Raw genomic sequence first — 19111 nt, 5'->3', positions numbered from 1 at the left:
ATAGTTAACACACTGAGTAGCCGTGTGCGGTGAAAGTCGCACGCACGGTTTCGGATGGGAGGGGAAGAGCAGTAACGCTCTCCTCGACCCTACCTCTCATTGCTTACTTCTATTATTCCCTCTGAGTCTGCCTTACAGAAATGTTAAGAAAGATGTGACTAATGGATAGCCGCTCTTCGGGAGGGGAGACGAAGCGTAGCTTTGGCGGGGTGGGGTTCTTCGGGTTTAATCAGTAATCAAACGGACATGACATCATTGGGGATTTTGCTACTAGCTGGTAATCAAGTTTGTAGAAATCGAGTTTGAAACCACTAAGGGTGTTCATGGCTCAATTTGACAATGGATTTTTGGAAGTTGAAAATTTCAATTGCTCTTGAATGTTTTTGGCGTCATCATTCAAATTTGTCACTCTAAAATCATTATTTGGACAGCTAATATCTGGAGATTTTTGCCCATCATATTTTACTACAGTTGACGTACTGAACGAAACAGGTTTCGCACATGGTTTATATGGTAATTTTGACAGTGGTTTAGCTGCTAAAATATCCTTGAAAAATTTAGTGGTCGTGTCCACATTAATTTCACCTGCACCTTTTCTGTTGCAAACAGTGTAAGTTGCTTTTCCTGACGGCAATACGCGAATTCTATACTTGCAGGTATTCGTAGAACCACTATTAATAATAACTGCTGGTTGTTGAGGAGTTGGAGTTTGTGCAAGTATTTTAAGAGAGAAAACACATAAGGGTGTAGCTAGCAACACTGAAGCCAGGCTAATTTTATAGAAGTTAAAAACTTTCACTGTCACCTCACATTGATTTTTTTAGTTAGACAGGTATTAACTGATTTAAGATATAGCGTTTCCTAAGCAACTGAGGTACACCAAAGTTTTTTTAACAAGGTTAGTAGCTTTTAAAACGTACCTTACCCGGTCATGAACCGCTATATCTTATACAAAAAAAATTATCTAATAGCGCTTCCTTGGTTAATACCTGATTAAGCAATATTAGATTTGTAAGCAACGCAGTTAACTAGACAGGAACTATGAGTAATTTTTAAAACTATAGTTGATTATACACTGTTTATATATGTCATTATTGTGTCAATTTTGTGTCAGAATAACACATGCTTTTCATGTGATTATCCCTATAGAAGATATGCTGTGGGCTTCCCAACAAAAGCCCTCAGTGACGCAATTGTGGCAGGAATGTTGGACTGCTGACCTCTACGGTTCTCGGTGGATGCTATTGACTACCAGTACTTAGTTACAGTACTTTCATTGCTAGCAAAAAAATCTTAGCCGAAAGGGGTCTGTTCATCTTTAAGCCTCACAAGTCGATACAGGACGGCCGAGAAACCATTGGCTGGATGGTAGAGAATCTGCATGGTAGCCGGATGAAGAATTTTTGAGAAGAAGTAGATTCTACGTCACCCAAACTAGATGCTGAAAAACAGAAACCAAATTCTAGAAACTCATATCATGTCTGCTTGATTGCTTATTAAACCCGAAGAACCCCACCCCGCCAAAGCTATGCTTTGTCTCCCAGGGGATTAAGGGGTGGGGTGCAATGACTGTGGGAATCGTAACTAATTATGCGGACATGATATCAGAGATGGCTGCTGGCTCTGAAGAAATGCGTTGTTTGGACAAAAAAAGTTGAATTTTAAGGTAACTTTAGATACTCCAAAACTTGCAAGTATTGGGATATGTCCTCACCTTTGTGGATTTTCTGGCAGAGCAAGATTTCTAAAGGTTCAATGCGTCGTTCAGGATTCGAGAAATTCCATAAAATTTCTTTTAGAAAAATCAGAATTTTAAACTAGATTGCGATAATACGTTTAGCTAACTCAAACCTGTTTAGGGAGATCCAAAAAATAAAATGTCCAGCCGAACGGGAAAGCCAGTTAACAGGGCACGGGAAACCCACCTACCCTATGGGTTCTGCGTTCGCGGAGCGTCCCGTTTAGAGGACTCACCGGATCAGGGATATTATGGCTACACGACTATATTTTTGGCGCTTTCGCCCAAAAAGCGAAAACTAGGGTGAGCAACATTTTATTATTGATTAAGTGCTTTATCCTAAACTGTTAAAGTTCTCCGTACTACACGTGAGTAGGGTCAATGACTGCTTCATCACCAGATAATTCGATAAGTTCCTCAAACACTCATACCCTAGATATAGCTAGGCAAGAGTATCAATATAACTACACCCATATTCCATCTATTGCTATGGTGGATCAGCTTTCTTTGGCGGAAGAGTTTACCACTAACTGGTATTTTTTATTAGCCCAGCAGTTACGAGTTATTTTTGTCAATACCTTGATTGTCAACAGAGGCAATCAAGGTTCAAAATCGATTCGTGATGATGTCGAAAAGTTTATTTTAGAAGCTTTGCTTAAGGGAGCAGTACCAGCCCGAATCAGCATTCTGGCGAGAATCCTGCAAATTATCCCTCAGTTTTTGCTAAAAGGGATATCTAAGGATCTTAGAGAACTCGACGATCTTTTCTATTCTATTCTGAAAGAAAACGGACTTGTGATCCTCAGAGATACTCTAAATCGGGTAATTACCCTTCTATATGAAGGACAGCCCACAGGACATGCAACCAGTCTCAAGGATTACGAAAATTTGTTTCCGGTGATTGGTGTACCAGCGATCGCCAAAACTTACGATGAAGATGAAGTATTTGCCTACATGCGAGTAGCCGGCTACAATCCCGTGATGATCGAGCGAGTAACCAGTCCAGGCGATCGCTTCCCAGTCACAGACGAACATTACCAAGCAGTGATGGGAACTGACGATTCATTAGCAGCAGCAGGACTTGAAGGAAGGCTCTACTTAGCTGACTATAAAATTTTATCCGGTGCGATCAACGGTACATTCCCACATGATCAAAAATATGTCTATGCTCCCCTAGCACTGTTTGCCTTGCCCAAAGGCTCAGAACCCACCCGTCTATTGCGTCCGATAGCCATTCAATGCGGGCAAACCCCTGGCCCAGATTATCCGATCATTACCCCTAATTCCGGCAAATACCCTTGGCTTTTTGCCAAAACAGTTGTCCAAATAGCAGATGCCAACTTCCACGAACCGATTACTCATTTAGGAAGAACTCACCTGTTAGTTGGTGTTTTTGCGATCGCAACTTATCGACAACTGCCACTCATCCACCCCCTAATAATTCTGCTGCGCCCGCATTTTGACAGCACTTTAGCAATTAACGATGCCGCCCAACGCATTCTCATTGCTCCCGCCGGTGGCGTTGATAGATTACTCTCAGCATCAATCGATAACTCTCGCGTTTTAGCAGTGTTAGGGTTGCAAAACTATGGTTTCAACAGTGCCATCTTACGCAAGCAATTCCAACAGCGCGGTGTGGATGATCCCAACTTATTGCCTGTCTATCCTTACCGGGATGATGCACTATTAGTCTGGGATGCTATTCATCAATGGGTTTCAGGCTACCTAAACCTTTACTACACCACGGATGAAGACATTCAGAAAGACACAGCCCTGCAAGCGTGGGCAGCCGAAATCTCAGCTTATGATGGTGGTCGCATCCCTGATTTTGGCGAAGATGGGAGCATCAAAACGCTCAATTACCTGATTGATGCCACTACGCTGATTATTTTCACTGCCAGCGCTCAACACGCAGCCGTTAACTTTCCGCAAAAAGATTTGATGAGCTATGCCCCAGCCATACCAACGGCAGGTTATTTACCAGCCTCAACGCTCAAAAGAGAAGTTACTGAGCAAGACTACCTCAATTTGCTACCCCCCTTAGATCAGGCGCAACGGCAATACAACCTACTCACCTTGTTGGGGTCTGTATACTACAACAAGCTGGGCGACTATCAGCAAGGATACTTTACAGACCAGAAAGTAAAACCATTATTACAGACATTCCAGAATAATCTTCAGCAGGTAGAAGATACCATCAAGCAACGTAATTTGCAGCGTCCAACTTATGAGTATCTGCTTCCTTCTAAAATTCCTCAGAGCATCAATATCTGAATTAGGGACTGAGGGAGATGAGGGGAAAACCATGCCCCATCCCCAATGCCCAATGCCCCATCCCCAATGCCCAATGCCCCAAAGTAAATATTATGACACTTAAAGATAAAGTCCTCAAAGGTCACGATCGCCAGCTTTGGCTTGCACCTATACTAGCCAAAGTAGGTTATGACACTGCGATCGGCAAGCTTCTACGCTTAGTTTTTTATTACATGGATGCCTCAATCATGCTCAACGCATGGCGAGACTTTCTCTACATCCGTAAGGATAATATTGGAGACAAGTATTTTGCAGTAGACCAAGCAATCATGCATTCCTCTCACACCCAGGTGAGAGAACTAATGCAAACCCAACCACAACTGCGCGGAAATGATTTAGGCATCATCAGAATATTAGCTCCTAGCTACCTGCTCGATAATCCTCTGAGCTTGGGAACAAACGGGAACGAACACACAGGACTGCGTGCTGTGTTCTTACAAGCCTTACCGGAACCGTCAGGGCAGATAGACTTTTTAGGGAATTTAGTTGAGCAAAGCCTGTTAGAGGCTGCTAGACAGGACAAATTACACATCGGCAACGATTTGCCAAAGATTATGCTGTCGATTTTGCACCAACTGGTTTTTCAGATATCTTTATCTGAGGAAGAAATCGCAGCATCAAGTAGTTACATAAAAGGTTTGGCTCTCGCATCCTTGCCAAATTTTATTAGCAAGTATCTGCTGGCAATATTAACAGCGCCAAAAATTCGGCATCGTCAGTATTTAACCAAGAAATATCAACAATCTACCAAATGGGCATCTTACTTTGAAACAGGTGCTCAGTATCAGTTGAACGAACACCAAATCGCTAATAGCCTTTTCGATATGATTCATATCGCCGGGACTGCTGGCACGAGTGGGCTTTTGGGATCTGTTATTGGTGTTTTATGCTTGGATAATGCCCTCAGAAATAATGTAGTGTCAGAAGTCAATGCAGTTTGGAATGGTAAGGAAAGTTTAGATCCAGACGCTCTAGAACAGTCAACACTTCTCAATCAAGTGATTCTGGAAACAGCTCGTCTCTATCCACCTGTGCGATTTGTTAGCCAACTTACCACTGAAGGGGGTGAAGTTGAGATTGGAGAACAAAAATGTCCATTCCAAAAAGGCACTCGCTTGCTTGGCTCTATTTTGACGGCTAATCGGGATGCTAATAGATACCAAAATCCAGATGATTTTGACCTAACACGGAATTTTTCAGATATCTTATCTTGGAACGGCGAAGGGCATGAGCGAGCCTGTCCTGGTAGAACTTTATCAATTGGCTTTATCAAGATTTTCTGTTTACATCTGTTCAAGAACTATCAATGGGACTCAATTACAGAAGTTAAGTGGGATTTTGAAAAAGTGACTGCCGTTACTCCTAATAATTTAGTGCTACAAGGTTTTGCTCAACGGGTGTGAGTGTAGAAGTAAGGAGTTTGGAGTTAGAGGATGTTTGAGATGCATCAAATATTTTTTTATCCCCTAACCCCCTTAAAAGGGAATAAGAAGTTCAAAGTCACACTTCAAAAAGTGAATTTTGGGGTATCTCCAACTGTTTGGTGGATCGCCAAATTTTCAGGTATTCTCTTAAGACTCTGTAATTATTTTGTTTTTTTTGGTTGTATCTTAATTAAGAATTAGGAATTACAAATTAGTATGGCTGAATTAATCGAGAAAAAGCAACTTAATAATATTGCAACCTGGATGATTCCAATCAAAGAAACAAACTTACCATCTGTCCTCAAGGGTGTGTTTTTTATGGATGGCAATCCACTGCCAGATACTTGCATCACTATGTACAACTTAGAATGGGATACACAGAACAGAGCTTTGCTATTACCACTCTTTGCACCGTTGCAGTGGACTTTTCATAACTCGATTGGCGGCTGGATATTACTACGTTTCATTCAATGGTTTGAGTTCACTTACAAAATTCAGTTTGAAGATGAAACTTTGCAGCAAGCCCAAGTCATACCTTTTTTGCTGGGAATACCAATTTCAAAAGCGATTGTAAGTTTTACAATGTCCCAAGGCAAAAATTCCTTCAATGGAGATATTTGGCACAGAAAGAACGTTTGGTTCGGTGGACTTTCTAGGGCTGGTGAGTATACTCTCCGTAGAGTTGTTGATGAAGATGGTCGTTATACTCCTGCTTTTAGCGATATGCTTACCAGGGTTCCAAATGAGTGTTTAGTGATTGCAATAAGCTCAAAAAAACAACGCCTATAATAATATTAGTAACAGCCTGCTAAAGTGACTCTAAAACAACTGCTGTTGCCGAAATCCAAGGCGATCGCAGAACTTTTTGTTTTACTCATATTTATCGATTCCGTTGGTGACTTGGAACAATTGTATAAACGAATTAAAGATAGAATCACAAAAATTATGCCAACTTCCTGCTATCCATTGACAACGAAGATGCAACATAATTTCTGCGTTATTTTTTAACCAGAATTTACTGTTACCTTTCATGCGTAAGTTAACGACTTGACAATTTTACTTTCAACCGCGCCACTACCAAGAGGTAGTTTTCGTGATGTAACCTCGTTATATTTTAAAAGCCTCCTTTTATACGCTTTTAAAATATAATTTCGCTCTCTCCAGTCGCCTCGGAGATAAATTTACCCATGTTTTTCATTAAATCTAGTGTCTGATACATGAACCACTGGTCTTTCAAGAAGACACGGGGAACTATCAGAGTGGGATTTAGCCCCCTTCTTCCGGTAATATTAGTACTTATCAAGAAGTTTTAATAAAAAACATATGTCTTCAACTCCTCTAACATTGAACCTAATTGAAGGTTCTGTCTCCTTCAGTTTTTCACTCCAAGCAGCACGAGAATTAAAGACAGCGACGGATAAACTGATGGAGCGCTTAAAAGCTGTCGCCACTAAACCCACTCCTGGCGGCGGTAAAGTCACTCCCCAGCCTCCCTTGGAATATCGTTATACGGGTGAAGTATTTCTAGAAATTTTCTGTAATCCTAATATCTGGCCGACACCCTTCGCAGCCAAAGTTTTACTGACTGTCCGCAACATCAACATCCGCTTGACTACTGAAGCTGAACTTACCCGCATCATTGAAGACATTAATAATTACTTAGAGCAAGTGGGCTAAACTGTGCGAAACTTGGTTTCTAAATTACTACAGCATTTTATTAAGGGACTTCTAGTTAAAAAAACATCCCATCGGAGGGGATCTTGTCCTTGCATTGGTGTCAACTTAACGTGAAAGCCTAGTCTGATAAGAAGAGTGAAAATTTTTCGATGTACCACCTAGATTTTCGATCCCCCCTAACCCACAGGGCTGTTTCATTCCCTGAAAGGCTCTGATTTACAAGCATCCAAATCAAAACAATCAGGTGATTAAAAAATCTGATTGGACAATAAAATGGCGATCGCACTGAAATTTATTGGTTGAGATGGTAATTTTTCTCTTCCCCAACTTCCCCAAATTTCTCGCCCATGCTGTTGACAAAATCCCTACCTTATCGAATGAAACAGCCCTGCCTTAAAAAGAGGGTTGGGGGATCTAAACTACGGGAAATTGCGTGTTTGATCTGAATACGAACATGATATTATTCAGACGTTCGCGGACTCCTTCGCCCTACGCTATCCGCTTTTTCGGTCAGAATTCAGAATTCATTCTGACTCCTGAATTCTGTTTTGATAAAAATTACCGGAGCAGTTCAACATTGGGAACCGCCCCGGTTAGAGAATCTACATACTAGACTCAAGTTATAGCACCAGATATACAGAACAAATGGTTCTGATGCCTTCTTTAACTTGAAAATTTGTATAAATTCAGACTCAAATGCTTCTGGGTTAATGAAAAACGCAAGATTCTATAATGGGGCAATGCTCATCAAAAACCAGAGATTATCCCCCAGATTGGGCGTAGGATAGTTGATTGTGACATCCACACATCGAAAATGAACCCCCAATCCCAAATCAGAAATCAAACATTGCTTAGTCGTTGTCCCATTGTTCACGACCAATTAGGTCGCCAATGCGATCGCGTAACAAAAAGTCACATTTCTCTAATTCACATTCAACGCAAACCCACTCTCTCGCTGGAATGTATTGGCAGAGGGTATATATTGGCTGTTGTCTGCTAACCATTCCCTTTTGCACCAGTCGGCGTGCTTCGTCTTGAATCACATCTAGAGAGTAGTAACTGATAGAAGGCACCGTATTCACACTCATGGTTTTTACTCACAAATTAACACTTACGATAGTGTTCCCGTTAATAATTAGGAACAAACATTACAGAAATTAGACTTGTGGCTAAGATTTTGTAGTTTGCTATACGGAACTATTTTTATTTTGACGCTACATATCCGGAAATTATCTCAAGAAATGTTAAGAAAGTCAACAAATCCTGACATTTAGGGAAAATCCGCTTTACAAAAAAAATTCTGAGTAGTTCACTTAACCTGCTAGGGTGGCTGTATAACTTTTATTCAACAAGTCTGAAAGTCTTGCCATCACTGTATTTAGGCAAGATTTGGCGGGTGGGAAGAATTCATATCGCGACGCCGATAGCGTTCGCGCAGCGTCTCGTAGAGAGCGTCATAGCCCGCCGCAGGCATCGCTTACATATCAAATAATCACCTTAAAGCCGGATCTAGAACTGCTGGTATTTATCTAAGGGTAAACAACACAAGAATATTTGTCAGGCACTAGGGTATAAATTGTTGCAAACAATAACAGTTAGAGTACACTACGAAGGCTTTTACTTTAGCATCTGTTAACAATTTATTAAGTAAAACCGTAATAGCTTGGTTATTTTCAGCACTAATATTACACAGTTTTCTTTTGATAAACATCTGTAAAAGGATGGAGTAATACTAATTCGTAATTAGGACACACATAAAAATGCTTGAGACAAGCAGCATTTATGCATCTGCACAGAAGGGTTGGTATTCGTACTGCCCTTTGGCACTAGAGTAAAGACGAAAGCCAAGGTAAAGAGAAAGCGTATACATGCAACTACCGATCGCTGAAGTAGGTTATGGTTACATTAAAACAGACGCGATCTAGTCACGTCTGTAAACTGTTTGGCGGATTTGCTGAGATTAATTGTTCTGAAGTTACATTGTTATTTAAGTTACTTATTCACTAGATGATTCATCATCTTGAACCGTGCTGTCTTCTAGTGGTACCAGATTTTCTGGCGGACGCTCATGGTTAAGTTGGTTTAGTAGTGCCAGTACCTTATTGCCGCGTTCTATGGAGCGATCTTCGAGAAAGATCACCTCTGGTGTCCGACGTAGCCGTACCCGCGCCCCAAGTTCGCTGCGGACGTAACCTGTGGCTGACTTTAAGCCTGCCATTGTTTCTACCTTAGCTTCATCTGTACCATAGATACTGACGTAGATTTTGGCGTGTTGGAGATCGCCAGAAACATCAACATCAGTAACACTTACCATTCCTGTACCCACACGGTCATCCTTAATGCCGTTGAGCAGCATTTGGCTAACTTCCCGTTTGATCAGTTCAGCAACGCGGGAAACCCGACGATTTGTAGCCATAAAAATTTCGCCTCATCACAGAGGTTGTACGACAAAAAAAAATATATGCAAATTGGGTAGACAGTACTTAGCGGGAGCAACGCCAAGAGCAACCGTCTGTGGGGCACAGCCCCGATATAGCGCTAGTCTAGATTGTACTCAAGCCCAACATTGCCCGTAGGGTGAGAGTCAGGAAGACTAGGCTGCTCACAAATAAACCCAAGATGGCGATCAAGGTGACTGGGCGCTTCAACAGTGGCACTAATGGCGCAAAGGTGTTCAGAAACAGTCCTAAGACGATAGTAATTAAGTACCGGGGGTAGCGAAAGACGTTATCCCAAAATCCGTCAAACATCTGAATGTAAACTGCCTTGTTATATACTTACGTTTGTTTTGATATCCTTTATCTACTCAATTGTAATCTATGTGGCCGGAAAATTAGCCAGTTAATATAAAATATGGCTCGTCGGTTATATTGGCTTTATTTAGCCGCGATTATTTTCAGTTAAATCGGAAGTAAATGGTAATTCAAATCCCCAAAGAAACTAGCCCGCGTCCATTTTTGAAGTGGGCAGGGGGTAAAAGTAGGTTGATACAGCAATATATTCCTTATTTTCCCAATAGTTATAAAAATTACTATGAGCCATTCTTAGGTGGTGGTGCTGTTTTTTTCTATCTCCAACCAAATGCAGCCATTTTAACTGATATTAATGGCGAATTAATTAACACTTATTGTTGTGTTAGAGATCATGTTGAGGAATTAATTTCTCTATTGAAAGAGCATAAAATCCGACATGATAAAGATTATTACTACAGTATCCGAAACAACTCTGGGGGTACTGCTATAGAAAAAGCTGCTCGGATAATTTATCTTAATAAGACTTGTTTTAATGGTCTGTATCGAGTCAACTCACAGGGCAAATTCAATGTCCCTTTAGGCAGATATGAAAATCCCAATATTTGTCATGAAAATTTACTGAGAGTAGCCTCAATAGCACTTTCTCATGCAGAAATCCAACAAGCAGATTTTACAGAAGTCCTAAATCATGCGACTAGCAGTGATGACTTTGTATTTTTTGACCCTCCCTACCATCCTATAAGTGACACTAGCTATTTCACTGCTTATAGTCAAAATTGTTTTAGTAAAAAAGACCAAGAACTTTTAAGAGATACTTGTGCAGAGTTGGCAAGTCGTGGTGTCAAAGTTATGGTATGTAATTCTGATAGCGAATTTATTAGAAATATTTATACAGATATCAATTTTGAAAGCTACAGAATCAAAGCAGCACGATCAATTAACTCAAACATAAAAAATAGAGGCATGATTGACGAACTATTAATTACATCTTTTAAAGATTTTTATTTGCCCAAGCAATGAATCTATCTAAGCTATAAACTGCTAATAAATTCTGGTTATCATTAACTCTTGCTTTCAGCCATTTGCTTGCACCTTCTCGCATACCTTCACCGCCTAAAATCACGATAGTTGGTGCAGGATAATAGTTCTGAATGTTCATGTTCAAGTAAGGAAACTTTTCATCAACAGAACCGGGACTTTCTTGCCATTTGCACTCGAAAATTAAACCAGATGGCATTGCAGGTGAGCCGACAACATAAAAATCAACCTTCAGATCGGTATGGTAAATTCCGGTTCCAATATAAACTTCTTTTCCATAGCGTTTTGGTAATAAAGTAGCATTTAGGATAAATTCTTTTGGGACATAGTTCCCTATTTGGAAATAATTGTGCCCATTCAAGATTGCTTCTACATTTTTTTCTAAAATATTCCCAGACTTATTTGCCCGTCCGCCTTGAGTCAGAGCCATCCTAAATCCCTCTGCCAAAAGTCCTGCTTATTATAGGATTTCACAGAAGTAGTAAAAAAGGGTCAGTTGCTTAATATGAATTTTTGATTTTGACTAAACAAGGTTGGATTAATAGGTAAAAAATCCGAAAAATTTAGTATTTTTGTACTAAATAAATACAAATGTATTAATAATTTGGATCAGGAACGAGTTACTAATTCAGATAATAGTTATTTGCGTAAGATCGTGGCGAATTAAGGGGTGAAATTTAAACGCATAGGCGCTTCGCCTTCCCGCAGGGTAGGGGCGCAGAGGTAAGCGCAGAGGCACGCAGAGAATTCGCTACGAATTAATGAAATGTTGTACTTAGTGTCTAAGGTAAATTCGCTCTCCTCATCCCAGTGATAAGCTCGATAATGTCTTTTAGTTATTTCATCTTAGCTTTAGCCTGTCTGGGCTTCAGTATGACCGTTGCGGATAGACCATGCTATTTCTAAAAGTTGAGTCCAGCGCTTTTGTAATTGTTTGGGGGTGCATTTGATGGCTTTGGCGATCGCTTGGTCGTTTTGTCGGGCAGTTTTTAACTGTAATATTTGCTGTTGCTGTTCTGTGAGTTGATTCACAAAAATTTCCCACTGCTGGGAAGATAAACCCAACTTTTGCTCTAAACCTGCGCCTAACCATTGATGTACCAATTGCCAGTGGTGTTGTTTGGCAAACTTTTCTACATGGTATTTAAACCGTTGTTGGAGATAATCGCGCTGACGGCTAGTTAAACCGAGAATTTGGTCAATTTCTGGGGCTGAGAGGTCTTGGAGTTTCAAGCTGAGGTAGTTCATACAGTCAGATTGACCTTGAGACTCTAGGTATTTCATCAATTCAGTGATGACGCGATCGCGTTCTGACTCTTCTGATGGATCGAAATTAGTTTGGGCAATCATCTGCGATCGCAACTGTTGCACTGCCGAGTTACGCTGGTAAGATTCTGCTTCTTCACCCTTGGCAGACTCCACCGCCATTTCAATATCCACGGTAGTTTCTTGCGGCTGACGACGAGCAAAACCTTGGGCCCGCAAGATAATCAATTGCTGATTTGCACCACCAGGTAAATTGATCCGGCGTTTGGCATACTGTTCTGTAAAGGACATGTATTCAGCTAATTGCAGCTGAGTACGCGGCGTGTGATCGTTAGGTAGTTCGTTTTCTCTGCGGAAAGCTTTGATAGCTTCGATATAAAATGCTTGTAAAAAATCTTCAATCAGGCTGTAACGAGCCTCAAAGCCCAACTCAGAGCCGGATATAGTTACATGACGGTAAACCATAGCACCCAAATTGCTATGTAATTCTACCCGCCCTTGCTTGGAACCTAGTTGGTAGTAACGTAAGCACTTTTGCATCCGATGCCTTGCCAACGTAATCTGCCAGGATTTGATTTCCCCAGATGTTTGAATACGGGAGCTTTTATCGCAAATGCGTTCTACTTCTATGGCTATGCGCTTTGCTAAAGCTTCTATGCACTTGGGTGCTGCTTTCACTTGCGGTTGTATTTCCTCACACAGCAATTCAATCAAGGTATCGCTGCTGCTGTCTGAAAATTCTTCAGTCGAAAGGTGGTTCTCAAAAATGGGTGTAGAGTTTGGTAGATTGATGACGTTAGCTTTCATGACTTTTCCAGGTAGTAGTATTGCACCGTAATTACAACGCAGACACAGCAATCAAGACCGGACTTGGCTTTTGAATCTTTAGGCATTCATCCATCAAAACTTGCCGTATGTAATGCTCATATCTAAAGGTCATATATAAAACTGTAGGAAATACGAAAGAGTTATAGTTATGGCAATGTGTCGGTTTTTGTCACAAGCCACTATTCTTAACGCTGGCACACGAGTACCCACCATTTTCTCAAAGTTGTCAAATACCTTGCTGTGCCAACTGTTGCCGCCATCCTGTTATATCCACTGCGTCACCGAACAGCCCGTCGTAGACATGGCTTTTAAATATGACAATTTCAAAACTGGAGTTGTTTTTATCACAATTTCCGAAACGGAGAGGTGCGCCTGTGAAGTGGAATTCTTATACCCATGCTGCTGCTGCTTCCCAACCTAAACCCCTCCGTATCATTACTGGTTCGTCTTCCGTCAAATCCAAGATGGTAGACACTTCATATGTAGGTTCCTTGCCAGTGTCTACAATTATGTCTACCAACTTGTCCAAACGGTCAAATAGCTCTACCCGCGAATGAACAGTTTCTGGATCTATCCGAATCATGCCATTATCTGCTTCATCTGGTGGCAGATGTGCTGAAGTTGAAATAATCGGATTGCCCAAGGCTGCCAGCAACTCCAAACACACAGTATGGTTTGGTACTCTAATTCCAGTAGTTTTCCGCTTGGGGCTTTGCACCAATCGCGGTACTAACTTAGTCGCTGGGAGTAAAAACGTGTATGGCCCTGGAATCAGGCGCTTCATAATCCGATAGCCTGTGTCACTTACGAAGGCATAAGTTGCCACATTTGAAAGCGAGGGACATAAAAATGTCAGTGGTTTATCATTTGCTAGCTGTTTAATTTGCCGCACTCGTTCTACCGCCGACTTGGCATTCAAATCACAACCGATCGCATAGACTGTATCAGTAGGGTAAAGCATGACTGCGCCACTAAAGAGCGCCGACTTTATTTCCTCTATTCGGCGAATTTGAGGATTATCCGGATGAACTGGGAAAATTTTTGCCATATGGGAGAATGGGGGAATGAGGGAGTAGGGAGTAGGGAGTGGGGGAGATGGGGAGCAGAGGGAGAAGAACTATTAATTATTGATCAATGCCAATGACTAATGACTAATTTATTATGAATAAAATTGCTTATTTTGAATGTCCGACAGGAATTTCTGGTGATATGTGCCTGGGTGCTTTGGTAAGTTTGGGTGTTCCTGTGGAGTATTTAATTGAAAAACTCAATGGGTTGGGTATTGAACAGGAATATCAGTTAAGGGCGGAATTTGTCCAACGCAATGGTCAACAGGCGACTAAAGTCCATGTGGATTTAGTACACGATCATCATCACGACCACGACCACGATCGCGAACACAGTCACGATCGCACACGCCACTTGCCAGAAATAGAGCAAATGATTCTCAAAGCAGGGTTGCCATCACGGGCAGAAGCTTGGAGTTTGGCGGTATTCCAACAGCTAGCAGTGGCAGAAGGAGCGGTACATGGAATTTCCCATGAAAAAGTTCATTTTCATGAAGTAGGTGCTGTAGATGCGATCGTAGATATTGTGGGTACTTGCCTGGGGTTGGATTGGTTGGGGATTGAGAGCAATAAGGAAGGATTACCCTTACTTTATTGCTCGGCGTTCCCGACTGGTGGCGGCACTGTTCGGGCTGCACATGGTCAGATGGCGGTACCAGTACCAGCAGTATTAAAGCTGTGGGAAATGCGGGGTTGTCCAGTTTATAGCAATGGGATTGAACGAGAACTGGTGACGCCAACAGGAGCTGCGATCGCCACTACTTTGGCAAGAGATTTTGGTTCACCACCCGCGATCGCTATCAAGCAGATAGGACTGGGAGCAGGAACCATAAATTTACCCATTCCCAATATTCTACGCCTCTGGTTGGGTGAAAGCGCAAGTTTACAGTCTAATTTCAGCTATTCTGAGGATACTAGCTCAAATTTAGAAACGATATCGGTACTAGAAACCCAAATTGATGATTTAAATCCGCAAGCGATCGGCTATGTGTTTGAGGCGTTGTTTGCGGCTGGTGCGGTGGATGTTTTTACCCAAGCGATCGGCATGAAAAAGTCTCGTCCAGGGATTTTGCTGACTGTGATTTGTCATCCAGAAAATTTGCTCAGTTGTGAAGCGGTTGTATTCCGCGAAACCACTACTTTGGGCATTCGGAGAACAACTCAGCAACGCGCCATTTTACAACGGGAAATTCAACAAGTGGAAACGGAATATGGCAAAGTGCGTGTTAAAATAGCATGGAATGGACAATCACCAGAAAAAGTTATTGCTAATGTGCAGCCAGAATATGAAGATTGTGCAGAGTTAGCCCGAAAACATAATATTCCCTGGCGCGAAATTCAAAGGCTGGCGCTACAGCGTTGGTATTTAGTCAATGGCTAAATCTCCTCATTCCTCGTTTCCTCGTTCCCAGTCTCCGACTGGGAATGCTATCCAAAAGGCTCCGCCTTCCCTCATACATCAATCAACTCTACCTGTAATAAACCTAATTCCCCCATGTAATTGCGGCAACTAGAATACCGCCAATGTACCGGATCATCCACATAACCACGCCTGACTGGATTGTTGTGAATATAATCTAACTTTTGTTTAAACATTTCCTCATCCAGAATCGCCTGCGGATGGAAACCTTCTTGCCAAAGTTGATATTCTTGTTTTGTCTTATGTTTTAATTTGTAAAGCTCAAGCTGGTTAAGTATGTAGTTGGAATTATTTTTCTCAAGTAAGTCAATAATACAACGAGCCGTAAATGATTTAAAATTTCCTATTTCTTTAGATAAACTGGCGGCTGAGGCGATTATATGGAGATGATTTTCCATAATTACGTAAGCGTACAAAGTTAAACGCTGCTGACGTTGCAGAAAATTGAGGGAATCTAAAATAATTTGTGTAAATTCAACTTTGCCGAATAGTGGTATCCAATTTATAAGTGTGCAGGTGAGGAAGTGTGGCTGGGTTCCTAGTACGTGGTAGCGGCTGCGTCCCATGATTTTATTTTTAAATTGGAGGCGGAGCCTCTAGGATGGCATTCCCAGTCGGAGACTGGGAACGAGGGAATTAACTAAGTTAGAGCTTTTATCAAATATTGTGTCAATGTAAACGCATCTACACCTAATTCGGTACGCTCTTGGGCTGCTAAAATACCGGCTTGTGAATGCCACCAAGCGGCAGTTGCCACAATATCTTCTACGGGAATCTGTTTAGTTGTCGCTTGCACCAACAATCCGCCTAGTAGCCCAGTTAACACGTCACCGCTACCGCCACGCGCTAAGGCGGGTGTACTTTCAGGAATGATCCAAACGGCACCTTGAGGGTTTGCGATCGCAGTTCTCGCCCCTTTGAACAACACTACAGCCCCACTTTGCGCTGCTGCTTCTTGTACTGCTTTCACCCTGTCATGTTTGGCATCGGCGACATCAGGAAACAATCGTTCAAATTCGCCAGTGTGGGGTGTGAGTACGGTTACGGCAAGACGTTTTTTTAACGTGGCGATCGCTCCCATTTGTGCGAGGATATTTAAACCATCGGCATCGAGAAGCAAAGGGCGATCGCTCTTAATTACCTCTTCCACAATCGGAGTGGCATCTCGTGTTAAACCTGGGCCACAAGCGATCGCATTAAAGGAACTCAAATCAGTTTTTTCTGGTAATTGCAATTGAGCGATCGCTCCAGTTTCCGTCTCTGGACAACCGACAATCAACGCTTCTGGCAAGTGTGACACCAAAATAGATTTTAGCGATTCGGGTACGGCAATCGAAAGCATCCCCACACCACTAGCCCTAGCACCCAAACCAGTTAAAATTGCTCCACCTGCATAGCGCCGCGAACCGCAAATCAACAGTAAATGTCCTTCCTTATATTTGTGGGTAACTGGTGGACGGGGTAGAGGTAGAGTAGCAAGTGCCGTTGTTGATGTAATACGTTTAATCCTGGGTGCATCTTTTAGAACAGCTTCCACATCAGCTAAAGGAATATCAAAATCGATTAACTCAGCTTTGCCGAGATATTCTAGCGCCTGATCTTGGAAGAAAGCTAGTTTCCATAAACCCAAGCAAAAAGTGTGAGTGGCGCGAATGGCAGTTCCTAATACTTCGCCTGTGTCGGTGTGTAAACCCGAAGGTAAATCGATACTATAAATTGGCACAGGCAATTCATTTAGCTGATTAATTGCAGAGGCGATGGGATCGGTGAGGTTTCTTTCTAAACCAAACCCAAACAAGCCATCAATCAACAAATCAGAATTTGGCAGTTGCTCAATTGTTTGATAAATTGGAACGCCCAAACTCTGAGCATACTGCAAGTGCTGCGAAGTTAATTCCTTAAGCTTAGAGAAAGGAGAATAAATCCAAACCTCATACCCACGAAAGTGTAATTCACGAGCTACTACTAAAGCATCTGCGCCATTATGACCGGGGCCGACAAGAATTCCGACACGAGATCCCGCCGTCTGTGGCGATCCCCTTAAAAAGGCGGTGTTTGAAGGAACGGGGCAAACCTTTTTAAGGAAGACTGGAGATATCTCTTGAATGCGACGGGCAATTAATCCCGCGACCTTTTCCATCAAAGCTACTACAGGCATTCCCGCTGCAAAGATCCGATCTTCAATATCGCGCATCTGCCCAGCAGTCACTACCACTTGCGAAATTTTTTCTTGCCTGTTCTGCATCAGTCCTGAGTCCTGTTAGCGGTAGCTATGGTTTAGCCCGTGCTGAGTTATGAGTTTCAGTTACCCTGAAACTTTAGCAGATTTCAAAACTCTTTATTTCACATAATATCTTAAACAATAGGTTTACTACTTTACTCATCAGCTTACCTTGGATGTGCTTACCACCTAACAACTTCTCACCTTGCTAATTGACGTTAGCTTTGAGTGAATTGCGGTAGTCGATCAATTTGTTAGTACAGTTTTGCGTAAAAATGTAGCGTTTTTAATGCAGGGGGATACATTGGCATTGCAAAGGGACACATTAACAATGCGGCCGACGTATTAACATTGTATTGGGATGCATTGGCATTGTAGAAGAACGCATTAACATTGCAGAGAGATACATTAACATTGCATCTCAATGCATTGGCATTGTAAGGTATTGCCAAATTTAATTCGCTACGAATTAATGAAATGCTGTTCTGAGTCAGTTTGTTGACAGGTAGCTTTCCGGTTTCCACGCCGGTTAGGACGTACTATCGGCTGATTTGGCACAGTGAGGAACTACTCGGTTTTTTAACCAAACCGTCTTTTGACTGTTCCAGAACAGTTTCCATGCCTGATTGAGTGAACCCTTGAGTGCCATAGCCAAAATCACAAGTCGTACTCGCTAGGCTGCAAGCGCTCGAAGAATATTTCGATTTGCTGTTCTATAGCAGCAAAGTATTCATACAAGTGGCGATCGCCCGATCCGCGAATCCGAAGAGAATACCGATAATCAGTCACTGGAGATTCTGTTTAATAGTGACTAATCCATGTATGCCTAGCGCTGCGATTACTCCTTTCAGTAATCCCCAAGTTCCATCGGCAAATACATTAGACCTCTTGCATGAATCAAAAGCCCTCACCTTAAGTCCCTCTCCCAAGGATGGGAGAGGGACTTTGAAATTGCCTCCCCTTCTCCCAAGGATGGCAGAAGGGGTTAGGGGTTGGGGGTAGTTTTGCATTCGTGCAAGAGGTCTATTGATGCGATGAATGTGGGTGCGATGATAGGCGGACTCTAACTGTCTATCATTTACTTTTCCCACCTCTACCAGATTTTCCACATACCTTTCAGCTTTGATCAGTGCTGCATAATCGAGATTAAACCAATATAACGATACTCCCACCACTGCCAAACCTGGAAAAATCAAGGTAATTAAGAGAATTGCTATACCTGCTTAATGCTGACATAGTTGGAATCCTTGTGTTATATCATGTCCGCTTTAAACCCGAAGAACCCCACCCCGCCAAAGCTATGCTTTGTCTCCCCTCCCTGCAAGCGGGGAGGGGTTGGGGGTGGGGTTCTTTTATTATGGGTAAT

General features: G+C 42.1%; 17 protein-coding genes and 1 pseudogene. 6 read left to right on the top strand and 12 right to left on the bottom strand.

All coding sequences use genetic code 11. The features are described from left to right. Positions 1-328: 328 nt before the first annotated feature. Complete coding sequence (locus V7K30_RS06410) at positions 329-805, bottom strand: hypothetical protein (RefSeq protein WP_334998238.1); 477 nt, start codon at positions 803-805, stop codon at positions 329-331. A 1314-nt stretch (positions 806-2119) separates the two neighbouring features. On the opposite strand from V7K30_RS06410, the gene V7K30_RS06405 reads away from it, so the two are divergent. The 3 genes from V7K30_RS06405 to V7K30_RS06395 all read left to right on the top strand — a co-directional run bounded on the left by V7K30_RS06405 (position 2120) and on the right by V7K30_RS06395 (position 6264). Then, positions 2120-4012 carry a lipoxygenase family protein gene (locus V7K30_RS06405; RefSeq protein WP_334998236.1) on the top strand — a complete coding sequence of 631 codons (1893 nt, stop codon included), beginning with the start codon at positions 2120-2122 and terminating at the stop codon, positions 4010-4012. 92 nt (positions 4013-4104) lie between these two features. Then, the gene (locus V7K30_RS06400; RefSeq protein WP_334998234.1) at positions 4105-5454 is read left to right on the top strand and encodes a cytochrome P450; all 1350 of its coding nucleotides are present in this window, start codon (positions 4105-4107) and stop codon (positions 5452-5454) included. A 237-nt stretch (positions 5455-5691) separates the two neighbouring features. Next, on the top strand, positions 5692-6264 hold the full coding sequence (locus V7K30_RS06395; RefSeq protein WP_334998232.1) for a hypothetical protein: 573 nt from the start codon (positions 5692-5694) through the stop codon (positions 6262-6264). Positions 6265-6345: 81 nt separating this feature from the next. On the opposite strand, the pseudogene V7K30_RS06390 reads toward V7K30_RS06395, so the two are convergent. Beyond that, positions 6346-6709: pseudogene (locus V7K30_RS06390) on the bottom strand (ISLre2 family transposase); the annotation flags it as partial. Between the two features lie 89 nt (positions 6710-6798). Here V7K30_RS06390 and V7K30_RS06385 point away from each other — a divergent pair. After that, on the top strand, positions 6799-7152 hold the full coding sequence (locus V7K30_RS06385) for a hypothetical protein (RefSeq protein WP_334998230.1): 354 nt from the start codon (positions 6799-6801) through the stop codon (positions 7150-7152). A gap of 851 nt (positions 7153-8003) precedes the next feature. Here V7K30_RS06385 and V7K30_RS06380 read toward each other — a convergent pair. The 3 genes from V7K30_RS06380 to V7K30_RS06370 form a co-directional block, all read right to left on the bottom strand. Beyond that, complete coding sequence (locus V7K30_RS06380; protein ID WP_334998228.1) at positions 8004-8240, bottom strand: DUF4327 family protein; 237 nt, start codon at positions 8238-8240, stop codon at positions 8004-8006. Positions 8241-9148: 908 nt separating this feature from the next. After that, positions 9149-9568, bottom strand: a complete 420-nt coding sequence (gene rbfA / locus V7K30_RS06375) for a 30S ribosome-binding factor RbfA (protein WP_334998226.1) — start codon at positions 9566-9568, stop codon at positions 9149-9151. Positions 9569-9695: 127 nt separating this feature from the next. Then, positions 9696-9902, bottom strand: coding sequence for a DUF751 family protein (locus V7K30_RS06370; RefSeq protein ID WP_229488077.1), 207 nt, complete (start codon positions 9900-9902; stop codon positions 9696-9698). A gap of 165 nt (positions 9903-10067) precedes the next feature. Between V7K30_RS06370 and V7K30_RS06365 the strand changes: the two genes are divergently transcribed. Continuing rightward, positions 10068-10925, top strand: a complete 858-nt coding sequence (locus V7K30_RS06365) for a DNA adenine methylase (protein ID WP_334998224.1) — start codon at positions 10068-10070, stop codon at positions 10923-10925. Here the strand turns inward: V7K30_RS06365 and V7K30_RS06360 are convergent. From V7K30_RS06360 to V7K30_RS06350, 3 genes are all read right to left on the bottom strand, one after another. Next, positions 10897-11373, bottom strand: coding sequence for a PD-(D/E)XK nuclease superfamily protein (locus V7K30_RS06360; protein ID WP_334998222.1), 477 nt, complete (start codon positions 11371-11373; stop codon positions 10897-10899). The two genes, V7K30_RS06365 and V7K30_RS06360, sit on opposite strands and share 29 nt — an antisense overlap. Positions 11374-11795: 422 nt before the next feature. Beyond that, positions 11796-13016 (bottom strand): HetZ-related protein, encoded by a 1221-nt coding sequence (locus V7K30_RS06355; protein WP_334998220.1) that lies wholly within the window; start codon positions 13014-13016, stop codon positions 11796-11798. Positions 13017-13425: 409 nt separating this feature from the next. Then, positions 13426-14085: an L-threonylcarbamoyladenylate synthase gene (locus tag V7K30_RS06350; RefSeq protein WP_334998219.1), complete on the bottom strand. Its 660-nt coding sequence runs from the start codon at positions 14083-14085 to the stop codon at positions 13426-13428. Between the two features lie 113 nt (positions 14086-14198). Between V7K30_RS06350 and larC the strand changes: the two genes are divergently transcribed. After that, positions 14199-15485: a nickel pincer cofactor biosynthesis protein LarC gene (gene larC / locus V7K30_RS06345; RefSeq protein ID WP_334998217.1), complete on the top strand. Its 1287-nt coding sequence runs from the start codon at positions 14199-14201 to the stop codon at positions 15483-15485. A 71-nt stretch (positions 15486-15556) separates the two neighbouring features. On the opposite strand, the gene V7K30_RS06340 is transcribed toward larC, so the two are convergent. The 4 genes from V7K30_RS06340 to V7K30_RS06325 all read right to left on the bottom strand — a co-directional run bounded on the left by V7K30_RS06340 (position 15557) and on the right by V7K30_RS06325 (position 18941). Next, positions 15557-16090, bottom strand: coding sequence for an REP-associated tyrosine transposase (locus V7K30_RS06340; RefSeq protein ID WP_334998215.1), 534 nt, complete (start codon positions 16088-16090; stop codon positions 15557-15559). Positions 16091-16164: 74 nt separating this feature from the next. After that, a complete protein-coding gene (locus tag V7K30_RS06335; RefSeq protein WP_334998213.1) occupies positions 16165-17769 on the bottom strand; it encodes an NAD(P)H-hydrate dehydratase in 1605 nt (534 codons plus the stop codon). A gap of 633 nt (positions 17770-18402) precedes the next feature. After that, the gene (locus tag V7K30_RS06330) at positions 18403-18534 is read right to left on the bottom strand and encodes a hypothetical protein (protein ID WP_334998211.1); all 132 of its coding nucleotides are present in this window, start codon (positions 18532-18534) and stop codon (positions 18403-18405) included. Then, positions 18531-18941: a hypothetical protein gene (locus V7K30_RS06325; RefSeq protein WP_334998209.1), complete on the bottom strand. Its 411-nt coding sequence runs from the start codon at positions 18939-18941 to the stop codon at positions 18531-18533. Before V7K30_RS06325 ends, V7K30_RS06330 begins: the two co-directional genes overlap by 4 nt. Positions 18942-19111 lie beyond the last annotated feature (170 nt).

Origin of the sequence: Nostoc sp., assembly GCF_036917655.1 — a bacterium.
GTDB lineage: Bacteria > Cyanobacteriota > Cyanobacteriia > Cyanobacteriales > Nostocaceae > Nostoc.
This window is presented reverse-complemented; position numbering and strand designations above follow the sequence as displayed.